18 protein-coding genes and 4 tRNA genes are annotated in these 20018 nt (G+C 59.7%); 9 read left to right on the top strand and 13 right to left on the bottom strand.

Going from position 1 to position 20018, the window contains the following annotated elements; all coding sequences use genetic code 11:
* Nucleotides 1-7: 7 nt before the first annotated feature.
* The 3 genes from ACI77H_RS24785 to ACI77H_RS24775 form a co-directional block, all read right to left on the bottom strand.
* Entirely contained in the window at nucleotides 8-1213 is a 1206-nt protein-coding gene (locus ACI77H_RS24785) for a benzoate/H(+) symporter BenE family transporter (RefSeq protein WP_407014260.1), read from the bottom strand.
* Nucleotides 1210-2577 (bottom strand): MFS transporter, encoded by a 1368-nt coding sequence (locus tag ACI77H_RS24780; RefSeq protein ID WP_407014259.1) that lies wholly within the window; start codon nucleotides 2575-2577, stop codon nucleotides 1210-1212. The genes ACI77H_RS24785 and ACI77H_RS24780 overlap by 4 nt, the downstream gene beginning before the upstream one ends.
* A gap of 310 nt (nucleotides 2578-2887) precedes the next feature.
* Nucleotides 2888-3355: an FAD/FMN-containing dehydrogenase gene (locus ACI77H_RS24775; RefSeq protein WP_407014258.1), complete on the bottom strand. Its 468-nt coding sequence runs from the start codon at nucleotides 3353-3355 to the stop codon at nucleotides 2888-2890.
* 195 nt (nucleotides 3356-3550) lie between these two features.
* Here ACI77H_RS24775 and ACI77H_RS24770 point away from each other — a divergent pair, with 195 nt between their 5' ends.
* The 5 genes from ACI77H_RS24770 to ACI77H_RS24750 all read left to right on the top strand — a co-directional run bounded on the left by ACI77H_RS24770 (nucleotide 3551) and on the right by ACI77H_RS24750 (nucleotide 7003).
* On the top strand, nucleotides 3551-4177 hold the full coding sequence (locus ACI77H_RS24770) for a DUF1780 domain-containing protein (protein ID WP_407014257.1): 627 nt from the start codon (nucleotides 3551-3553) through the stop codon (nucleotides 4175-4177).
* Complete coding sequence (locus ACI77H_RS24765; protein WP_407014256.1) at nucleotides 4174-4701, top strand: MOSC domain-containing protein; 528 nt, start codon at nucleotides 4174-4176, stop codon at nucleotides 4699-4701. Before ACI77H_RS24770 ends, ACI77H_RS24765 begins: the two co-directional genes overlap by 4 nt.
* A 54-nt stretch (nucleotides 4702-4755) precedes the next feature.
* Nucleotides 4756-4929, top strand: a complete 174-nt coding sequence (locus ACI77H_RS24760) for a DUF3094 domain-containing protein (protein ID WP_008028730.1) — start codon at nucleotides 4756-4758, stop codon at nucleotides 4927-4929.
* Between the two features lie 60 nt (nucleotides 4930-4989).
* A complete protein-coding gene (locus ACI77H_RS24755) occupies nucleotides 4990-6288 on the top strand; it encodes an NAD(P)/FAD-dependent oxidoreductase (protein WP_407014255.1) in 1299 nt (432 codons plus the stop codon).
* A 316-nt stretch (nucleotides 6289-6604) separates the two neighbouring features.
* A complete protein-coding gene (locus tag ACI77H_RS24750; protein ID WP_150654468.1) occupies nucleotides 6605-7003 on the top strand; it encodes an EF-hand domain-containing protein in 399 nt (132 codons plus the stop codon).
* A gap of 61 nt (nucleotides 7004-7064) precedes the next feature.
* On the opposite strand, the gene ACI77H_RS24745 is transcribed toward ACI77H_RS24750, so the two are convergent.
* The 8 genes from ACI77H_RS24745 to rluD form a co-directional block, all read right to left on the bottom strand.
* The gene (locus ACI77H_RS24745) at nucleotides 7065-8690 is read right to left on the bottom strand and encodes a methyl-accepting chemotaxis protein (protein ID WP_407014254.1); all 1626 of its coding nucleotides are present in this window, start codon (nucleotides 8688-8690) and stop codon (nucleotides 7065-7067) included.
* A gap of 151 nt (nucleotides 8691-8841) precedes the next feature.
* Nucleotides 8842-8918: transfer RNA gene (locus ACI77H_RS24740), tRNA-Pro, on the bottom strand.
* A 94-nt stretch (nucleotides 8919-9012) separates the two neighbouring features.
* A tRNA-Lys gene (locus ACI77H_RS24735) sits at nucleotides 9013-9088 on the bottom strand.
* 5 nt (nucleotides 9089-9093) lie between these two features.
* Nucleotides 9094-9170, bottom strand: a tRNA-Pro gene (locus tag ACI77H_RS24730).
* Between the two features lie 9 nt (nucleotides 9171-9179).
* Nucleotides 9180-9255: transfer RNA gene (locus ACI77H_RS24725), tRNA-Asn, on the bottom strand.
* A 298-nt stretch (nucleotides 9256-9553) separates the two neighbouring features.
* On the bottom strand, nucleotides 9554-12118 hold the full coding sequence (gene clpB / locus ACI77H_RS24720; RefSeq protein ID WP_407014253.1) for an ATP-dependent chaperone ClpB: 2565 nt from the start codon (nucleotides 12116-12118) through the stop codon (nucleotides 9554-9556).
* 130 nt (nucleotides 12119-12248) lie between these two features.
* On the bottom strand, nucleotides 12249-12974 hold the full coding sequence (gene pgeF, locus ACI77H_RS24715) for a peptidoglycan editing factor PgeF (RefSeq protein WP_407014252.1): 726 nt from the start codon (nucleotides 12972-12974) through the stop codon (nucleotides 12249-12251).
* Complete coding sequence (gene rluD / locus ACI77H_RS24710) at nucleotides 12971-13933, bottom strand: 23S rRNA pseudouridine(1911/1915/1917) synthase RluD (protein ID WP_007942311.1); 963 nt, start codon at nucleotides 13931-13933, stop codon at nucleotides 12971-12973. Before rluD ends, pgeF begins: the two co-directional genes overlap by 4 nt.
* A gap of 151 nt (nucleotides 13934-14084) precedes the next feature.
* On the opposite strand from rluD, the gene ACI77H_RS24705 reads away from it, so the two are divergent.
* The 4 genes from ACI77H_RS24705 (at nucleotide 14085) to ACI77H_RS24690 (ending at nucleotide 18389) form a co-directional block, all read left to right on the top strand.
* Complete coding sequence (locus tag ACI77H_RS24705; RefSeq protein ID WP_407014251.1) at nucleotides 14085-15107, top strand: outer membrane protein assembly factor BamD; 1023 nt, start codon at nucleotides 14085-14087, stop codon at nucleotides 15105-15107.
* Between the two features lie 135 nt (nucleotides 15108-15242).
* The gene (locus ACI77H_RS24700) at nucleotides 15243-15476 is read left to right on the top strand and encodes a PP0621 family protein (RefSeq protein ID WP_407014250.1); all 234 of its coding nucleotides are present in this window, start codon (nucleotides 15243-15245) and stop codon (nucleotides 15474-15476) included.
* Nucleotides 15466-17055 (top strand): sensor histidine kinase, encoded by a 1590-nt coding sequence (locus ACI77H_RS24695; protein WP_407014308.1) that lies wholly within the window; start codon nucleotides 15466-15468, stop codon nucleotides 17053-17055. Before ACI77H_RS24700 ends, ACI77H_RS24695 begins: the two co-directional genes overlap by 11 nt.
* Complete coding sequence (locus tag ACI77H_RS24690) at nucleotides 17052-18389, top strand: sigma-54-dependent transcriptional regulator (RefSeq protein ID WP_407014249.1); 1338 nt, start codon at nucleotides 17052-17054, stop codon at nucleotides 18387-18389. The genes ACI77H_RS24695 and ACI77H_RS24690 overlap by 4 nt, the downstream gene beginning before the upstream one ends.
* A 75-nt stretch (nucleotides 18390-18464) precedes the next feature.
* On the opposite strand, the gene thiO is transcribed toward ACI77H_RS24690, so the two are convergent.
* Both thiO and ACI77H_RS24680 read right to left on the bottom strand, forming a co-directional pair.
* Complete coding sequence (gene thiO / locus ACI77H_RS24685) at nucleotides 18465-19565, bottom strand: glycine oxidase ThiO (RefSeq protein WP_407014248.1); 1101 nt, start codon at nucleotides 19563-19565, stop codon at nucleotides 18465-18467.
* Between the two features lie 54 nt (nucleotides 19566-19619).
* Entirely contained in the window at nucleotides 19620-20018 is a 399-nt protein-coding gene (locus ACI77H_RS24680; RefSeq protein ID WP_407014247.1) for a type IV pilin protein, read from the bottom strand.

The following is a 20018-nucleotide window of genomic DNA, read 5'->3' as shown; positions in this document are numbered from 1 at the left end:
CTTATTTTTATTGATCGACAGTTGGAAGAGCTTCAGCCGCCGCGCTGTCGCGACGGGCGTTTAACAACACATGGGTGACCATGCCGAAAATCAGTCCCCAAAAAGCCGCGGACAAACCCAACAACGACATGCCCGAGGCGGTGGTGAGAAAGGTCACCAGCGCGGCTTCGCGATCACTCGGCACCGCCATTGCACCAGCCAGCGCCCCGGCAATCGCGGCGAACAGCGCCAGCCCGGCCAACGCCGCAATCAGCTCTTTGGGGAACGCCGAAAACAACGAAACCAGGGTGGCGCCGAAGATGCCCAGCAGCAGGTAACACAGCCCACCGACCACCCCGGCCACGTAGCGCTTGCCGGGATTTTCATGGGCCTCGCGACCGGTACAAATGGCCGCGGTGATCGCGGCCAGATTCAGCCCGTGGCAACCGAACGGTGCCAACAGCGCCGTGCCCAACGCGCTGCTGGCGATGATCGGGCCCGACGGCGTCGTGTAACCGCTGGCCCGCAGCACCGCCATGCCGGGCACGAACTGACCGGTCAGCGCCACCATCACCAACGGCAATGCGATGTTCAGCGTCGCGCTCAGGCTGAACTCGGGCGTGATCCACACCGGCGTGGCCAAGCCGATCACCAACGCTTCGCTGTGCAAATCGCCGGCGAGAAACGCCATCGAGCAGCCCACCAGCAGCACCATCAACACCGCATAACGCGGCATCAGCCGTTTGCAGATCAGGTACGTGGCAAACATCGCCAGCACCAGCCACGGTTTGCCCTGCAACGAGACAAACAACCCGGTGCCGAAACTGAACAGAATCCCCGCCAGCATCGCCGCCGCAATCGCCGCCGGCAGTTTGCCGATGATCCGGTCAAACGCCCCCGACACCCCGACCAGGAAAATGATCAGGCTGCTGACGAGGTAAGCGCCCACCGCCTCCGGCATCGAGATCCCCGGCAACAGCGCCACCAGCAGCGCCGAGCCCGGCGCCGACCACGCGATGATCACCGGCACGCGGTAGCGCAGGCTCAAACCGATACCGAGCACCGCGCTGCCGATGGAAATCGCCCAGACCCACGACGACAGCACTTCCCGCGACAGCTGTGCGGTTTCGGCCGCCTGGAAAATAATCACCAACGGGCCGGCGTAGGAAATCACCGTGGCGATAAATCCGGCGACGGCCGCCGACAGGGAAAAATCCCGGACGAACGCTTTCACGAAGCTTCGCCAACAGACCCGTCTGGCGAACCGTGGCGCAGGCCCGACAGCGCTTGCCTGTGACTGCGCTGACTGCTGATGGCGAACACGGTCATGGCAATCGCGGCCACCGCGCCGGGCAAGGCGAATGCCATGAAGTTCAGTTGCAACGGCAGGCTGATCCCGAGCAAGGCACCGCCCAGCAGCGGCCCGACAATCGCGCCGTTGCGCCCGATGCCCGAGGCCCAGCCCAGGCCGGTGGAGCGAATGGTCATGGAGTAGAACTGCGCGGCGCAGGCGTACAGCAGAATCTGCGAACCGATGGTGGTGGCGCCGGCAATGGCGATCAGCAGGTACAGCAGCGGCATCGGGCTGTTGAAACCGAGCAAGGTGATCGACACGGCGGCCACGGCGAAGAACACCGCCAACACCCGCGGCAGGTTCAGTTTGTCACCCAGCACGCCACCACCGACCGCGCCAAAAATCGCGCCGAAGTTAAGCACCAGCAGGAACGACAGGCTCGAACCCAGGCTGTAACCGGCGTTGGCCATCAGTTTCGGCAGCCACGAACTCAAGGCGTAGACCATCAGCAAGCAGCAGAAAAACGCCAGCCACAACATCAGCGTGCGCAGTGCCCGGCCCTCGCGAAACAGTTGCAGCACGGGGGTGCCGGTGCCCTTCACTTCGCTCATGTGCAGTTGATCGCCGGACTGCGCGACGTACGCCGGATCGACCCGCTGAAGAATGGCGCGCGCCTCTTCATTGCGCCCCTGACGCAGCATGAAACCCACCGACTCGGGCAGGAAATACATGATCAGCGGCAACATCACCAACGGCAGCACCGCGACGTAAAACACCGATTGCCAGCCGAAACTCGGGATCAGCACGATGCCCAGCCCCGCCGAGAGCATGCCGCCCACGGAGTAGCCGCTGAACATGATCGCCACCAGCGTGCTGCGGATTTTCTTCGGCGCGTACTCGTTCATCAGCGCCACGACGTTAGGCATCACCCCGCCGATGCCCAGGCCGGCGATGAATCGGCACAAGCCGAACTCGGTGGGGTTGCGGGCAAAACCATTGAGCACGGTAAAACCGCTGAAGAGCATCACGCAGATCGTGATGGCTTTCTTGCGGCCGATTTTGTCCGAGAGCGGGCCGAAAAACAGCGCGCCGAACATCATTCCAAACAACGCGTAACTACCCAGCGCGCCGGCCTGCAAGGGACTGAGCCCCCACTCTTTCATCAGCATCGGCAACACCACCCCGTAGATCACCAAATCGTAACCGTCGAAAATGATGATCAGGGCACACCAGAACAGCACCATCCAGTGGAAGCGGTTGAATCGTGCGTTGTCGATAACCTCATGTACGTCAATCTTGCGCATGGCATTTATCTCTTGTTGTTGTTTTTTTCAGAGCGTCGGTAAAGCGGCTAACGTCCCGTAAAGCCGAGGGTAAAGTTGCCAGGCGCGGGGCAATATCCGCTTTGCGCAGATCGCTATCCGTTTTGTGCAGGACCCTGAATCGGGCGCGGAAGGGAGGGATGTCGCGGCAGGCTTTTGCTCCTGCGCGACAAACAGTCTTTCTGGCGATCACCTTTGGACGCCAAGCCGGGGTCTATGGATGACCCCGACTACTTACACCTGCTGACCGTTGCGGCCGAACAAGCCAACGCAAACCTTACTAACGCCCCGATCACGGCCGGGCCTTCTCCAGTGCCTCACGCAGTTGCGCCGCCGTGGCGTATTCGTGCTCACCGACCACTTGACCGTCCTTGAGCTTCAGCCACAGGACTTTATCCATGGCCCCGGGGTAGCGCGGCGCCACGCGCCCCTCACGGTCGAGCATCACGCGATAGGAATAATCGCGCATGGCCGGCACAGCGAACATCTTCGCGATCAGCCGAGGCATGCGCTGGATATCCGCGACAAATACCGTGTGCCGGGCCTCCAGATAGCCCTTGGGCTGGCCCTGCAGTGCGGCGTCGACCAGTTTCGCGGCGTCCATGCTGCGCGCCACCAGCAGCGTCTGAGTCTGGTTGTCGAGCGTGAACGCCTGATCGAACTGATCCAGCAAGGTCCACGGCGCCAGCCGCTCTCCCACCTCCAGCGCCTGAGCCCAAAGAGGCAGAAGACTGAGCAATAACACGGGCCATAATTTCACGACATTCCCCTTCGTTGAGGCGCTTGAGCGCAATGAATCCAGTCTACACCGCCTGAATTGCACACCCAGTTGCCGCAACAACGATCACAGAAACATCGTTGGTACCCGACCGCCGATGACGCCTGCCGGGCCCTTACGCCTTTGTTTCAACGCAAAGCTTTCAGCTTGTCGCATTTGAACGCTAAGCTTGGGCCTATGGATGACTCAGATTATCTGCGCCTGCTGACCATTGCGGCCGAGCAAGCCAACGCGTTCCTTTCCAATGCCCGCAAATGGGAGCGTGAGCGTTGGGTGTGCCAGCGCCTGCTGCAAGGGCTGAACATTCCCTACCGCACCGACGAATTCGCCCCCGCCGGGGAACCGCCGGACGTGCTGTTTCGCGAGGCGAATTTCGAAGTGTTTTTCGTGCTCGACGAAGGCCGGCGCCTCAATGATGAGTGGCGCGATGAACTGCAGCGGCGACGCAGTGCGTTTTCGCTGAGCTCGCTGGTGCGCCGCGAAGCCAAGCCCAAGCGCATTCCGGCCAATGAGTTCCTGCTGAGACTGGCGCCGACCCTGCGCAAAAAAGCGCACAACTACAAAGAACGCGGCATGGACCTGGGCGAACTGGACATCATCGCGTTCGCCAGCCTCAAGCGCGAAGTACTGGACCTCAACAGCCATTTCCCACCGCCCACCGAATACTTGCGTCAGGGCTGGCGGTCGTTGTCGCTGGTGGGGCCGACCTTTGCCCGTGTGTTGTTTGCGCACCCCGACGCACCGGATTTCCTGCGCAGCAACCTCGGTCGCAGCATCGTCTTCGATGTCGGGATCAGCCTGTGAGTCCGCTGCAGGAACTGATCGCTGAAGTCCCGCAAACCGGCCGCGTCCGCTGGATCGGCGTGCGCCCGCAGCCACATGTGCCGATGATCGAGCTGGAGGCCGTGGAAGCGCGGCTCGAGGCCGGTTTGACCGGTGATCGCGCCCGTCCCGGCGTGCGCAATGCGCGGCAAGTGACGCTGATTCAGTGGGAGCATCTGGCGGTGATCAACTCGCTGATGGGCCGGCCGGAAGATAATCCGGTGTTACCTAATGATTTGCGGCGCAACCTCGTTATCAGTGGGATCAACCTGTTCAGCCTCAAGGGTCGCCGCTTCAAAATCGGCCAGGCGATTTTCGAAACCACCGGTTGGTGTCAGCCCTGCGCACGCCTGCAACACAACCTCGGCCCCGGCACTTTTCAGGCCGTTCGCGGACATGGCGGAATCACCGCCCGAGTGTTACAAAGTGGAATCATTCGCCTGGACGACAGGGTGAGCGTCGAGCCGATTCCGGCCAGCGGCTATGCTCCGTTCAACGTGGGGTAAAAACCCCTGTAGCTTCTAAACACTCAGCAACGTCTACCCCTGACGAGGCCCGATATGACCAGCCGCCTGAACCCCGACGACCAGAAGCATGTCGAAGAGTACCTGCACCTGTCCCAGCACCGAGTCGAGCGCCGGCCTTTCCGGCCGTGGATGCTCCTGGTGGTGGTACTGGCAGTGACCATTGGCCTGGGCCTGTTGAGCCGATTTATCAGTTACCTGACGCTATGAGCTGCATCGCGCTCGCTCGGTTGACTGCACCGATTTCTTTTAGCCTTGCGAGATATCCCCATGACTCATCGTATTGTCATCGTTGGCGGCGGCGCCGGCGGTCTGGAGTTGGCTACCCGTCTGGGTAAGACTCTGGGCAAGCGCGGCACGGCCAGTGTGATGCTGGTCGACGCGAACCTGACCCACATCTGGAAACCGCTGTTGCATGAAGTGGCGGCCGGGTCGCTGAACTCTTCCGAAGACGAACTCAATTATGTTGCCCAGGCCAAATGGAACCACTTCGAGTTCCAGCTGGGGCGCATGAGCGGGCTCGATCGCGCGGCGAAAAAAATCCAGTTGGCCGCCACCTACGACGAAGCCGGCATTGAACTGGTGCCGGCCCGCGAAGTGGGTTACGACTCACTGGTAATCGCGGTCGGCAGCACCACCAACGACTTCGGTACCCAAGGTGCGGCGCAGCACTGCCTGTTCCTCGACACCCGCAAACAGGCTGAGCGCTTCCACCAGCAACTGCTCAACCATTATTTGCGCGCGCACGCCGGGCAGACGGATGTGGTGCAGCAGATCAGCGTGGCGATCGTCGGCGCCGGTGCCACGGGTGTCGAGCTGGCCGCCGAGCTGCACAACGCCGCGCATGAGCTGGCAGCTTACGGTCTGGACCGAATCAAACCGGAGAACATGCACATCACCCTCATCGAAGCCGGCCCGCGGGTGCTGCCAGCCTTGCCGGAACGGATCGGCGGGCCTGTGCATAAAACCCTGGAGAAACTCGGGGTCAATGTCATGACCAATGCGGCGGTCAGTGAAGTGACCGCCGACAGCCTGATCACCGCCGATGGCAAAGTGATCAATGCGAGCCTGAAAGTCTGGGCCGCCGGGATTCGTGCACCGGGTTTCCTCAAGGACATCGACGGCCTGGAAACCAACCGCATCAACCAGTTGCAAGTGCTGCCGACCCTGCAAACCAGCCGCGACGAGAACATCTTCGCCTTCGGTGACTGCGCGGCCTGCCCGCAACCGGGCACCGATCGCAATGTTCCACCGCGTGCCCAGGCTGCGCATCAGCAGGCATCGTTGCTGGCCAAATCGCTGAAGCTGCGGATCGAAGGCAAGCCGTTGCCTGTGTACAAGTACACCGACTACGGTTCGCTGATCTCGCTGTCGCGTTTTTCGGCTGTGGGTAACTTGATGGGCAACCTGACCGGCAGCGTGATGCTTGAGGGTTGGTTGGCGCGGATGTTTTATGTGTCGCTGTACCGCATGCACCAGATGGCGCTATATGGCGCGTTCCGCACGGCGATGTTGATGCTGGGCAGCAAGATCGGACGCGGTACCGAACCGCGCCTGAAACTTCACTGACACCGCCTTCTGTAGGAGCAAGCTTGCTCGCGATGCAGGCGACGCGGTTATTCAGATACACCGCGCCGATGCCATCGCGAGCAAGCTTGCTCCTACATCAGTTTTTCGCCACTCAAAAGCTCTGTGTCTCACTGTATCTCCCCCCGCGATTTCGCCCCTTCGCTTACAAACTCCCCCCTTGCGCGACACAGTAGCGATACACCCAGCCCGTTAAATGGCCACATCCGAGCAAGGCACCCCGCCAGCTTCGGTTAACGCCGCACTTACGTGGCAACCTTTATCGAGTGGTTGTGTCGTGCAACCCAGGAGATTTGAAATGTCCCGTACCACCAAGAACACTATCGGTTTGCTCGGCGCTGTCCTCGCTGGCGGCATGATGTTGACCGGCTCCGTTTTCGCTTCGCAGCCTCTGACCCAGGGCTACCTGCTGGCCTCCGCCGAACAGGTAGTGAAAACCCCTGAAGGCAAATGTGGCGAAGGCAAGTGTGGCGATGCGTCGATGGCAAAAACCGACACTGATGGCGACGGCAAGGTGTCCCGCGCTGAATTCCTGAAAGTCGCGCCGAAGTCCAACTTCGACAAGATCGACACCAACCATGACGGCTTCATCGACGAACAAGAAGCGTTCGATAACGTGAAAGCCAACTACGAAGCCAACGGCAAAAAAATGCCAAAAGGCCTGTTCGAACACCTGAAAGATCAAGACGGCGCCTAAGTATCCAGGCACCAAGCCGCGCCTCTTCATCGAGAGACGCGGCTTTTTTTAGTCCGTTTTTTTACACGCGAAAGCGCTGCACCAGGCCTTGCAATACATTGGCCAGCTTTGACAGCTCATGGCTGGAGGCGCTGGTCTGGTCGGCGCCTGTGGCGGAGCGCACCGACAAATCGCGGATGTTCACCAGATTGCGATCCACTTCCCGGGCCACTTGAGCCTGTTCTTCAGCGGCACTGGCGATCACCAGATTGCGCTCGTGAATCTCATGAACCGAGGCGGTGATGGTCTGCAACGCATCACCCGCCCGCTCAGCCAGCACCCGCGTGCTGGCGGCACGGGAAGCGCTGGCATTCATCGAGTCCAGCGCCAGGCTCGAACCGCTGCGCATGCCCTGAACCATTTGTTCGATTTCCTGGGTCGATTGCTGCGTGCGATGTGCCAGTGCACGCACTTCATCAGCCACCACCGCGAAGCCGCGCCCGCTTTCACCCGCGCGCGCCGCTTCAATCGCAGCGTTGAGCGCCAGCAAATTGGTTTGCTCGGCAATGGCCCGAATCACATCCAGCACCTTGCCGATGTCCTGGGATTGGTTGGCCAGCGACTGCACCAACTCCCCGGTGTGCTGCACATCACTGGCCAAGGCGCTGATGGCACTCGCGGTTTCGCTGACCCGCTCCTGCCCCAGCTGCGCCGACTCACTGGACTGGCGAGTGGCATCGGACGTCGACACTGCGTTGCGCGCGACTTCTTCGACGGCGCTGGTCATTTCGTTGACTGCCGTGGCGGCTTGCTCAATCTCTTTGTTCTGCTGCTGCAGGCCCTGGGTGCTGTCGAGGGTGACGGCGTTCAACTCATCCGCCGCCGTGGCCAGTTGCGTTGCCGAGCCACTGATGGCTTGCAGGGTTTCACGCAGGTTCTGCTGCATGGTCGCCAGCGCCTTGAGCAAACGACTCACTTCGTCATTGCCATGGGTCGCAATAGGCCGGGTCAAATCGCCCTGGGCCACGCTTTCCGCTGCCGACAGGGCCTCGTTCAGTGGATGGACGATGCTGCGAGTCAGCAACAGCGCCTGGCCGACAGTTGCCAACGCCGCGAGCGCGATGAACAGGCTGACGATGGATCGCGAAGTTTCGTAATGTGCTGCGGATTTCTGGCTTTCCACGGCGACCTGTTTGGCGAACAGGTCTGCCAGGTCATTGAGCTGCTTACCGGAACCATCGACCACGGTTTTCATGTCGATCAACAGCAGTTTGGTCAGCTCGTCACGGCGACCTTGCTCGGCCAGGGTGAACGACTGGGCAATGCCGGTGCGATAGGCGGCGAAGGTGGTTTTGAACTGGTCATACAAGGCCTGACCTTCAGCGGTGTCGACCAGCTTGTCGTAAGCCGCAATCTTCTCGCTCAGTTCCTTGTCGCGCGTGTCCATCTGGCCACGGTAGGTTGTAATGTTCTTTGGGTCTTGATCCAGGGCCATGCGCAAGGAAATGGTGCGGATGCGCAGCATGAGTTCGCGGATCTCGTCGCCTCCGCGAATGCTCGGCAGCCACTGCTTCTCCACCGCCACTTCACTCTCACGAATGCTCGACATTTGTCCCAGGGAAAAGATTCCGAGCAACGCCACCAGTACGGCGATCAAGGCAAAACCCAGCGCAGCACGAGGGGCAATATTCAGCTGACGAAGAAACATAACGAGCGCCTTTCTTATTGCTGGCTTGAATGGGAGGCGGCGTCTGCGCCCCGACAGCTCGTTATCGGCAAGTTGTACGATGACTTGAAGTGATTCACTTTGTCGAAGGCAAAAAAAATCCCCGTATCTTTCGATACGAGGATTTTTAATATGGTCGGGGTAAGGGGATTCGAACTCCTGACATCCTGCTCCCAAAGCAGGCGCGCTACCGGACTGCGCTATACCCCGGAAAAAAAGGCGACCTTTACAAGTCGCCTTCTTCGATCAGTGCTTTTGGCCTCTGATCTTAAGATCTGATCCCAGCGTTAACTGGTTTCAAAAATGGTGGGTCGTGTGGGATTCGAACCTACGACCAATTGGTTAAAAGCCAACTGCTCTACCAACTGAGCTAACGACCCAAAAATGGTCGGGGTAAGGGGATTCGAACTCCTGACATCCTGCTCCCAAAGCAGGCGCGCTACCGGACTGCGCTATACCCCGGTTTGAAATTGGCTCCGTGACCAGGACTCGAACCTGGGACCCAATGATTAACAGTCATTTGCTCTACCGACTGAGCTATCACGGAACTACATATTTCAATTTACAACTGTGAAGCTTTCTTCACCTCTTCGACCCGTTCGCATCGCTGCGTTCGTGTGTCTGAGGCGCGCTATTCTACAATCTTAAGCACCTCTGTCAACCCCTTAAATTGCATTCAAGTTAATGATTTGCAACTTATTTCAGATTCCTGCTTGGGGAGCAGAAACCCTTCCGGGTGACTTACTGCGGGGCGCACTTTACAAGCCTTTTCCTTTCAGTTCAACAACCTGACGAAAAAAAGGCCTCGCAATGCGAGGCCTCTTCACTTTTACTGCCGACGTGGATCAGGCAAAGACGATTTCGTCGTTTTCCACCACACCCTTGGCGGTATCGCCGGGCATGAAACGACCCGACAAAATCAGCTGTGCCAGCGGGTTTTCGATCCAGCGCTGGATCGCTCGTTTCAGCGGCCGTGCGCCGTATACCGGGTCGTAGCCGACCGCGATCAGCTTGTCCATGGCCTCAGGGCTGAGTTCCAGTTTCAGTTCGCGCTCAGTCAAACGGCTGCGCAGACGACTCAACTGAATCTCGGTAATGCCCGCGATCTGATCCCGCGCCAATGGCTCGAAGATCACCACTTCGTCGACCCGGTTGATGAACTCCGGACGGAAGTGCGTGGAAATCGCATCCATCACCGCCGCACGTTGCGCTTCACGATCACCGACCAATTCCTGGATCTGCACCGACCCCAGGTTAGAGGTCATGACGATCACCGTGTTTTTGAAATCCACCGTGCGACCATGACTGTCAGTCAGTCGGCCATCTTCGAGCACTTGCAGCAAGATGTTGAAGACGTCCGGGTGGGCCTTCTCGACCTCATCCAGCAAGATCACCGAATAAGGCTTGCGGCGCACCGCCTCGGTCAGGTAACCGCCCTCTTCATAGCCTACGTAGCCTGGTGGCGCACCGATCAACCGGGCCACGGAATGTTTCTCCATGAACTCGGACATATCGATGCGAATCATCGCCTCTTCAGTATCAAAGAGGAATTCGGCCAACGCCTTGCACAGCTCGGTTTTACCGACACCGGTCGGGCCGAGGAACATGAACGAACCGCTCGGACGATTCGGGTCGGACAACCCGGCCCGCGAACGACGCACCGCGTTGGAAACCGCGATCACCGCTTCGTCCTGACCAATCACACGCTGGTGCAACAGGCTTTCCATCTTCATCAACTTGTCGCGCTCGCCCTCGAGCATTTTCGACACCGGAATACCGGTCCACTTCGACACGACTTCGGCGATTTCTTCCTCGGTCACCTTGCTGCGCAGCAACTGGTTTTCGCTTTTGCCATGCTGGTCGACCATTTGCAGACTGCGCTCCAGGTCCGGGATCACCCCGTACTGCAACTCGGCCATGCGATTCAGGTCGCCTTTACGGCGCGCGGCTTCCAGTTCCTGACGGGACTGTTCGATTTTCTGCTGGATCTGCGCAGAGCCCTGGACTTCGGCTTTTTCCGAGTTCCAGATTTCTTCGAGGTCCGAATACTCACGCTCAAGACGAACGATTTCTTCCTGGAGTTTTTCCAGGCGTTTGATCGCCGCTTCGTCGCTCTCTTTCTTCAGCGCCTGGGATTCCACCTTCAGCTGAATCAGGCGACGCTCCAGACGGTCCAGCACTTCCGGCTTGGAGTCGATCTCCATGCGAATGCGGCTGGCGGCTTCGTCGATCAGGTCGATGGCCTTGTCCGGCAACTGCCGATCGGTAATGTAGCGATGGCTGAGCTTGGCCGCAGCGATGATCGCGCCGTCGGTGATCGCCACTTTGTGGTGAACTTCATAACGCTCTTTCAGGCCACGCAGAATGGCGATGGTGTCTTCTTCGCTCGGCTCGTCCACCAATACTTTCTGGAAGCGCCGCTCAAGAGCCGCGTCCTTCTCTATATATTGGCGATATTCGTTGAGCGTGGTTGCGCCGACGCAATGCAACTCGCCACGGGCCAACGCAGGTTTGAGCATGTTGCCCGCATCCATCGAGCCTTCGCCTTTACCGGCACCGACCATGGTGTGCAGTTCGTCGATGAACAGAATGATCTGCCCCTCCTGCTTCGACAATTCGTTGAGCAGGGATTTCAGGCGCTCTTCGAACTCGCCACGGTACTTGGCACCGGCAATCAGCGCGCCCATGTCGAGGGACAGCAGGCGTTTGCCTTTCAGGCCATCCGGCACTTCGCCGTTGATGATCCGCTGAGCGAGGCCTTCGGCAATGGCGGTTTTACCCACGCCAGGCTCACCGATCAGCACCGGGTTGTTTTTGGTGCGGCGTTGCAGCACCTGAATGGTTCGGCGAATTTCGTCGTCACGGCCGATCACCGGATCGAGCTTGCCCTCTTCGGCGCGCTTGGTCAGGTCGACGGTGTATTTATCCAGCGCCTGACGCGACTCTTCATGGTTGGCGTCATTGACCGCTTCGCCGCCACGCAGGTTGTTGATCGCGTTTTCCAGGGCTTTTTTGCTGACTCCCTGACCGAGCAACAATTTGCCGAGCTTGCTGTTCTCGTCCATGGCGGCGAGCAGCACCAGCTCACTGGAAATGAACTGATCACCCTTCTGCTGCGCCAGACGATCCGCCTGGTTGAGCAGACGCGCCAAGTCCTGCGACATGTTGACGTCGCCAGTCGGGTTCTGGATTTTTGGCAGCTGGTCGAGCTCTTTGGTCAGCTCTTTACGCAGGCTGTTGACGTCAAAACCGACCTGCATCAGCAGGGGCTTGATCGAACCACCCTGCTGCTCAAGCATGGCTTGCATCAAGTGCGCCGGTTCAATGCCGGAATGGTCAAGACCGACGGCCAGCGATTGGGCGTCGGAGAGTGCTAACTGCAATTTGCTGGTTAAACGATCGATACGCATGGGTCACCTTCCTTTTGAGCAGGCCGGACCTATAAAACATCCTGAATGAAGAAACCTGCCGGATACCGTTATAGATGCGGTCGATTCTGGGAGTTTCAAGCGTCGTACAGTTGATGTAGATCAGCGAAGTCTAGCGTTCGAGCCAGATCAGGGAGGCAAACCGACCGGTGCGAGGACTACGGCGGTAAGAAAAGAAGCGTGGATCGGTCACGGTACAGAAACCGCCACCATAAACAGCGGTAACGCCGCGAACAGCCAGACGCAAGCGCGCCAGCTCGTAGATATCGGCCATGAACTTGCCGGCATTTGCACTTGGCACAAAGGCTTTGTCGGCTTCAGGCAGTTGCTCGATGAAAGTTTCGCGCACTTCCGGGCCAACTTCAAAGGCTTGCGGGCCAATCGCAGGGCCGAGCCAGACCAGCACGTCTTCCGGTGGCAAGGCCAGCGCGTCGAGCGTCGCTTCGAGCACACCCGCCGCCAACCCGCGCCAACCGGCATGAGCCGCCGCGACGCGAGTGCCGGCACGGTCGCAAAACAGCACCGGAAGGCAATCGGCCGTCATCGCCGCACACGCGATACCGGGCGTTGCCGTCCAGCTGGCGTCGGCGGTGGCCACAAGGCTTGGTTCCGCGAGGGCCACGGTGATGCCGTGAACCTGCTTTAACCAGGCCGGCTGAATAGAAAAGTGATCGGTGAGACAACGGCGGTTTTCGGCAACAGCTTCGGGGCTGTCGTCGACGTGATCGCCTAGATTGAGGCTGTCGAACGGCGCCAGACTGACGCCGCCCGCACGGGTGGTCACGCAGGCTTTCACCCCGGCAGGCGCAGGCCAGTCGGGAATCAGCCAGTCACTCATCCGATGAATGCCTCGCGGTCTTGCTTGAGCAGGGTCAGCAACCAGACAAAGTCGTCCGGCAGTGGCGATTCCCAGCTCATGCGCTTACCGGTGGTCGGGTGATCCAGCTCGAGGAACCGCGCATGCAGCGCCTGACGCGGAAAAGCCTTCAACGATTCGACCATGGTCACACTGGCTGCCGGCGGAATACGGAAACGACCGCCGTAGGCTGGATCTCCGACCAACGGGTAATTGATGTGGGCCATGTGCACGCGAATCTGGTGCGTACGACCGGTTTCCAGCTTCACCCGCACGTGAGTGTGGGAGCGGAAACGCTCGAGCACGCGGTAATGGCTGACGGCTTGCTTGCCACCTTCCATCACGGCCATGCGCTGGCGTTGCTGGCCGTGACGACCGATCGGCGCGTTGATCTTGCCGCCCGCCGTCACCACACCGATCACGATGCACTCATAGATGCGGCTGACGCTGCGGCTCTGCAACTGTGTAACCAGCTGCGTCTGCGCTTGAATGGTCTTGGCCACCACCATCAGACCGGTGGTGTCCTTGTCCAGGCGATGCACGATACCGGCGCGGGGCACATTGATAATGTCCGGCACGTGGTGCAGCAACGCGTTGAGCAAGGTGCCATCAGCGTGACCGGCAGCCGGATGCACCACCAGGCCCGCAGGCTTGTTGATCACCAGGATGTCGTCATCTTCATAGACGATGTCCAGCTCGATGTCCTGAGCGATCCATTCGCCCTGAGCTTCCTGCTCGGCAGTCAACTCAAGAATGGCGCCACCGTGAACGATGTCTCGCGGGCGGATAACCGCCCCATCCACAGTCAGGCGGCCGTCTTTGATCCAGGCGGAAAGGCGCGAGCGCGAGTGCTCAGCGAATAATTGTGCGGCGACTTGATCGAGGCGTTGGCCGCCCAATTCGGACGGCACCTCTGCGCGAAGTTCAATTTTATCGGACATGCTCAGACTAGGCGTCGGCACAGCCTTTGGTTTCGGCTGCGCGCTTGTGGTTAAATACGGCGTCTTTTGCCCCGAGGCTATTCAACGGGGCGCTCATCATAACAGGACGGCCCCGCCCAAGACAGCGGCCGTCATAGGGACGCAAGCCGCCATGCAAGTGAAACACCTGCTGCTGATCGCCATCCTCGCATTGACCGCTGCTTGCTCATCGAAGGAAGTCGTAGACGAAAACCTTAGCGAAGTCGAGCTGTACCAGCAGGCTCAGACCGACCTGGACAACAATAGCTACACCGCCGCCACAGCCAAGCTGAAGGCGCTGGAGTCGCGTTATCCGTTCGGTCGCTACGCCGATCAGGCTCAACTCGATCTCATCTACGCCAACTACAAGAACACCGAGCCTGAGGCTGCGAAGTCTGCTGCCGAGCGCTTCATTCGTTTGCACCCTCAGCATCCGAACGTGGATTACGCCTATTACCTCAAGGGCCTGACGTCGTTCGACCAGGACGTCGGCCTGCTCTCGCGTTTTCTGCCGCTGGACATGACCAAGCGTGACCCGGGCGCTGCCCGCGACTCCTACAACGAGTTCGCCCAGCTGACCAGCCGGTTCCCGAACAGCCGCTACTCGCCGGACGCCAAGCAGCGCATGATTTATCTGCGCAACCTGCTGGCGGCCTACGAAATTCACGTTGCCGACTACTACCTGACCCGTCAGGCCTATGTCGCCGCCGCGAACCGTGGTCGCTATGTGGTGGAAAACTTCCAGGAAACCCCATCGGTCGGCGACGGCCTGGCAGTGATGACCGAAGCCTACCAGCGTCTGCACCTGGACGACCTCGCGGCCACCAGCCTCGAAACCCTGAAGCTCAACTACCCGAACCATCCAACCCTGGTGGACGGTCAGTTCGAGCCATCGGTCGCCGAAGCCGACAACCGTTCGTGGTTGAGCAAGGCCACTCTCGGCCTTATCGAATCCCGTCCACCGTTGCCACCGGGTGAAACCCGCGCCAACCAGGACGTGCAGAAGCAGTTCCAGGACGCCAAGGACGCGATCCCGAACGATCTCAAGCCTAAAGATGAAAATGGCGACGTGATCGAAGAAGAGGAACACGAAGCGGAAGGCAACAACAGCGACCGCTCGTGGTTCAGCTACATGACCTTCGGCGTGTTTGACTGATACGACCGGTGGTACAAGAAGGAGCCTTTCGAGGCTCCTTTTTTTATGGCCGGATCTTATTGCAGCGCTAATAGGCTGTGCGCCTGTCATGTCCTTGGCTAAACTGCTGAATCACTCGTCATAAAGCAGCTCACCATGCTTCGTTTACTGTTCTGGATCGCCCTGATTGCCGCCGCAGTATGGTTCTGGCGCAAGTTCAAGGGCCAGGCTTCTGCGCCCAGGTCCTCTGCCGAGCTGGAGGCAGCACCCATGGTCCGTTGCGCCCATTGCGGCGTACACCTGCCCCGCGACCGCGCCCTGGGCCTTCAACAACAGTGGTATTGCAGCCAGGCTCACCTTGAGCAAGGCCCGGGCTCCAGTGATCGCTGAAGCGTCCAGCTCCAGCAGCAAACAGGCCCAGCGACTGCTGCGCCTTTATCACCTCTACCGTCTAAGTGTTGGCATCACCCTGGTGCTGCTGATCTCCAGCAACCTGGACAACCAGTTGCTGACATTCGCCAATGACAACCTGTTGCGCAGTGGCAGCTGGTTGTACCTGGTGCTGAACATTTTGCTGGTGGTCTTCTTCGAGAACACCCACCGCCCGGCGCAACTGTTCAGTCTGGCGCTGATTGATGTGTTGCTGCTATGTGGCCTGTTCTACGCTGCCGGCGGTGTCGCCAGCGCCATCGGCAACCTGCTGATCGTTTCGGTGGCCATCAGCAACGCCTTGTTGCGAAGTCGCATCGGCCTGCTGATCGCCGCCGTCGGCGCGCTGGGTATCGTCGGGCTGAGCTTTCTCCTGAGCTTCAACCATTCCGCAAGCCCCAACGATTACCTGCAAGCCGGCACCCTCGGCGCGCTGTGTTTCGCCGCGGCGTTGCTGGTGCAAGGCTTGATCCAACGCCTGGAAGTCAGCGAAACCCTCGCCGAACAGCGGGCCAGTGAAGTGGTGGGCCTGGAAGCTCTCAATGCGTTGATCCTGCAGCGCATGCGCACCGGCATCCTGGTGCTCGACGGCCAGCGGCGGGTGCAATTGGCCAACCACAGCGCGCGGGCATTACTGGGCCGAGACAATCTCGAAGGCCAACGGATCGACGACTGCTCGCCCATTCTGGTCGAACGCCTGCAACTGTGGCTGAACAATCCGACGCTGCGCCCCCCCAGCCTGAAAATCGCCAACAGCGGCCTGGAACTGCAACCGAGCTTCATTGCCCTGGCCCAAAGTCCGCACCACCAAACCCTGGTCTTCCTTGAAGACCTCGCACAAATCGCCCAGCAGGCCCAACAACTGAAGCTTGCCGCCCTCGGTCGCCTGACGGCCGGTATTGCCCACGAAATTCGCAATCCGTTGGGTGCCATTAGTCACGCCGCTCAGCTATTGCAGGAATCAGAGGAACTGAACGGCGCGGATCGACGTCTGACCCAGATTGTTCAAGACCACTCTCAGCGAATGAATCGGGTTATCGAAAACGTCCTGCAACTGTCCCGCCGTCAGCAAACCGTGCCGCAACGACTCGATCTGAAGCCGTGGTTGCAACAGTTCGTTGCGCAAAGTCGCGAAGGAGCGCTCGACCGTCAGCAGATTCACCTGCGCATCGGTTCCGGCGACGTCAAAACCCTGATGGACCCGGACCAGCTCACCCAGATTCTCGACAATTTGTTGCGCAACGCCTGGCGCCATAGTGCTCAGGCCCACGACCAGGCGCAGGTCTGGCTGGATTTGTTCGTCGACCCCGACAGCCAGTTGCCGATCATCGAGGTGCGGGACGATGGTCCCGGCGTGGCCCCGGATCAGCAGGTGCATTTGTTCGAACCGTTCTACACCACCAGCGCCCAAGGCACAGGCCTGGGGCTGTATCTGTCCCGTGAACTGTGCGAAAGCAATCAGGCCCGCCTAGACTTCAAGCCACGCCACGATGGCGGCTGCTTTCGCATCACCTTTGCTCACGGACGGAAACAAAGTTGAACATCAGCCCACGGCAAAAAGTCCTGATCGTCGACGACGAGCCGGATATCCGCGAACTCCTGGAAATTACCCTGGGACGGATGAAACTCGACACCTTCAGCGCCCGCAACCTTGGCGAAGCCCAGGCGTTGTTGAAGCGCGAGACGTTCGATCTGTGCCTGACCGACATGCGCCTGCCGGACGGCACCGGTCTTGAACTGGTGCAACATATTCAGCAACGCTACCCAAACCTGCCGGTGGCGATGATTACCGCATACGGCAATCTCGAAACGGCGATCAACGCCCTCAAGGCCGGCGCCTTCGACTTCCTCACCAAACCGGTAGACCTCACGCTACTGCGCGAACTGGTCACCAGCGCCCTGCGCATGCCTGCACCGGGCGGAGCCATCGATCGACGGTTGCTGGGCGATTCGTTGCCCATGCGCAGCTTGCGTAAACAAATCGACAAACTGGCCCGCAGTCAGGCACCGGTCTACATCAGCGGCGAATCCGGTAGCGGCAAGGAACTGGTCGCCCGACTGATCCACGAACAAGGTCCGCGCGCCAACCAGCCGTTTGTCCCGGTCAATTGCGGGGCGATACCGTCGGAACTGATGGAGAGCGAGTTTTTCGGCCATCGCAAAGGCAGCTTCAGCGGCGCTATCGAAGACAAGCCCGGGCTGTTCCAGGCCGCCCAGGGCGGCACGCTGTTCCTCGACGAAGTGGCAGATTTGCCGCTGGCGATGCAGGTCAAACTGCTGCGGGCGATTCAGGAAAAAGCCGTTCGCAGCGTTGGCGGTCAACAGGAAACCGTGGTCGATGTGCGCATCCTCTGCGCCACCCACAAAGACCTCGACGCCGAAGTCGCCGCCGAACGCTTTCGCCAGGATTTGTACTACCGGCTAAATGTGATCGAACTGCGGGTTCCGCCGTTACGCGAACGCCGCGACGACATCGAGTCCTTGGCCAGCCATGTGCTCAAGCGTCTGGCGGCTGGTAGTGGCCAACCCGCCACGAAACTCCACCCAAAAGCGCTTGAAGCGCTGAAAAGCTATCGCTTTCCGGGCAATGTGCGGGAATTGGAGAACATGCTCGAACGCGCGCACACCCTGTGCGACAACAAGCAGATCGAAGCCAGCGACCTGCGATTGGCCGAAGGCAATTGCAGCGCCGACAGCGGTGTGCCGGACCTGACGCAGATCGATAATCTGGAAGACTATCTGGACAATGTCGAACGCAAACTCCTCCTCCAGGCCCTGGAGGAGACTCGCTGGAACCGCACGGCGGCGGCTCAACGATTGAATTTGTCGTTTCGGTCGATGCGTTACAGGTTGAAGAAATTTGGTTTGGATTGAGGGCCCCATCTCGAGCAAGCTTGTTCCGGGCGGCGTTCCGACGATAGCGTCCTGACAAACACAATTACTTAACGGTCAGATCCGCCCGGCCGGCGCATACGGCGCCGGATCAATGATCGGCGCCCTGCCCAGCATCACATCCGCAAACAACTGACACGACGCCGGCGCCAGCACCAACCCGTTACGGTAATGCCCGCAGTTGAGCCACAACCCATCGAAACCCGGCACCCGTCCGATGTAGGGAATGCCCTCCGGTGAGCCCGGTCGCAGTCCCGCCCAATGCCCGACCACTTCGGCCTCCGCCAGCGCTGGAATCAATTCCACCGCAGACGCTTTCAGGCTTTCAAGTGCAGCGCCGGTCGGCGTCTTGTCGAAGCCTTCATGTTCCAGCGTGCTGCCAATCAGAATGTGTCCATCCCGACGGGGAATCGCATACCGCCCCTTGGCCAGCACCATGCTCGGCAGGAAGTCCGCCGCGCACTTGTAAAGAATCATCTGCCCTTTCACGGGCTCAACCGGCAACGCCAGGCCCAGGCTTTTGAGCAAATCACCGCTCCAGGCGCCAGCCGTCAGCACCACCTGATCACCGTGGATCGCGCCCGACGAAGTCTGCACGCCAACGACTTTTTCGCCGTCACGAACGAAACCGCTGACTTCGCACTGTTCATGAATCGTCACATTCGGCAGCGCCAGCAAGGCCGCCTTGAGGGATTTCACCAGCCGCGGATTGCGCACGTTGGCCACGTCGGCCATATAGATTGCGCGGGTAAAACCGGCACCCAGGACCGGCACCGCATCGTGCGCCGCCGAGATATCCACAGCCCGCAGCGGACGGTTTTCCCGCTCGGCCCAGGCCAGCGCCTCGGCTTCATCATCCAGGTCCAGCCAATACAGGCCGGTGGTGTGCACTTCGGGATCAATCCCGGTCGCGGCAAACAGGCGCTCGCCCAGCTGTGGATAAAAGTCTTGAGACCAATGGGCCAGCGCGGTGACCGCCGGACTGTAGCGCCATGGATAGAGCGGCGAAACGATGCCGCCACCGGCCCAGGACGATTCCTGACCGACATTCGAACGGTCCAGCAGCACAACGCTCTGTACCTGCGACGCGAGATTGAACGCCGTCAGCAGACCAATCACACCGCCGCCGACTATCACCACTTGCTGTTGCATGGTCATGTTCCGATCCAACCGTTAAATAGACAGGAGGCGCAAAAGGCGCCCGAAAAAAAATCAGCGACCCCAGCAATCTTTGGTGGTCAGTCCGGCCGTCGCATTGACCATGCTTCTGACACCGGTGTTGGTGATGGTGAAATCGCCACACTTGTCAGTCGCCATGCTGCCGGCCTTGCGGGTAGCGGTCAGCAGGAAGGTCTGGTCGGTCAGGGTCGGGGTAATGGTGTAGTAGTCGTTGCCGGCGCTCAGGCCGACTGCACCGGTGTAGACATTACTCTTCGAGTAAAACCGTTCGAGAATCTGCGCCTGCTCGGAGAGCAGACCGGCCACTTCAGCCCGGCGGCCCTTTTTCACATATTCGGTGAGGCTCGGGTAGCCAATGGTGATGACGATCCCGATGATCGCAATCACGATCATGATTTCGATCAGGGTAAAACCTCGGTTGGATCTGCGCAT

This window comes from Pseudomonas sp. O230 (assembly GCF_045447035.1).
In the GTDB taxonomy this organism is placed as follows: Bacteria; Pseudomonadota; Gammaproteobacteria; order Pseudomonadales; family Pseudomonadaceae; genus Aquipseudomonas.
This window is presented reverse-complemented; position numbering and strand designations above follow the sequence as displayed.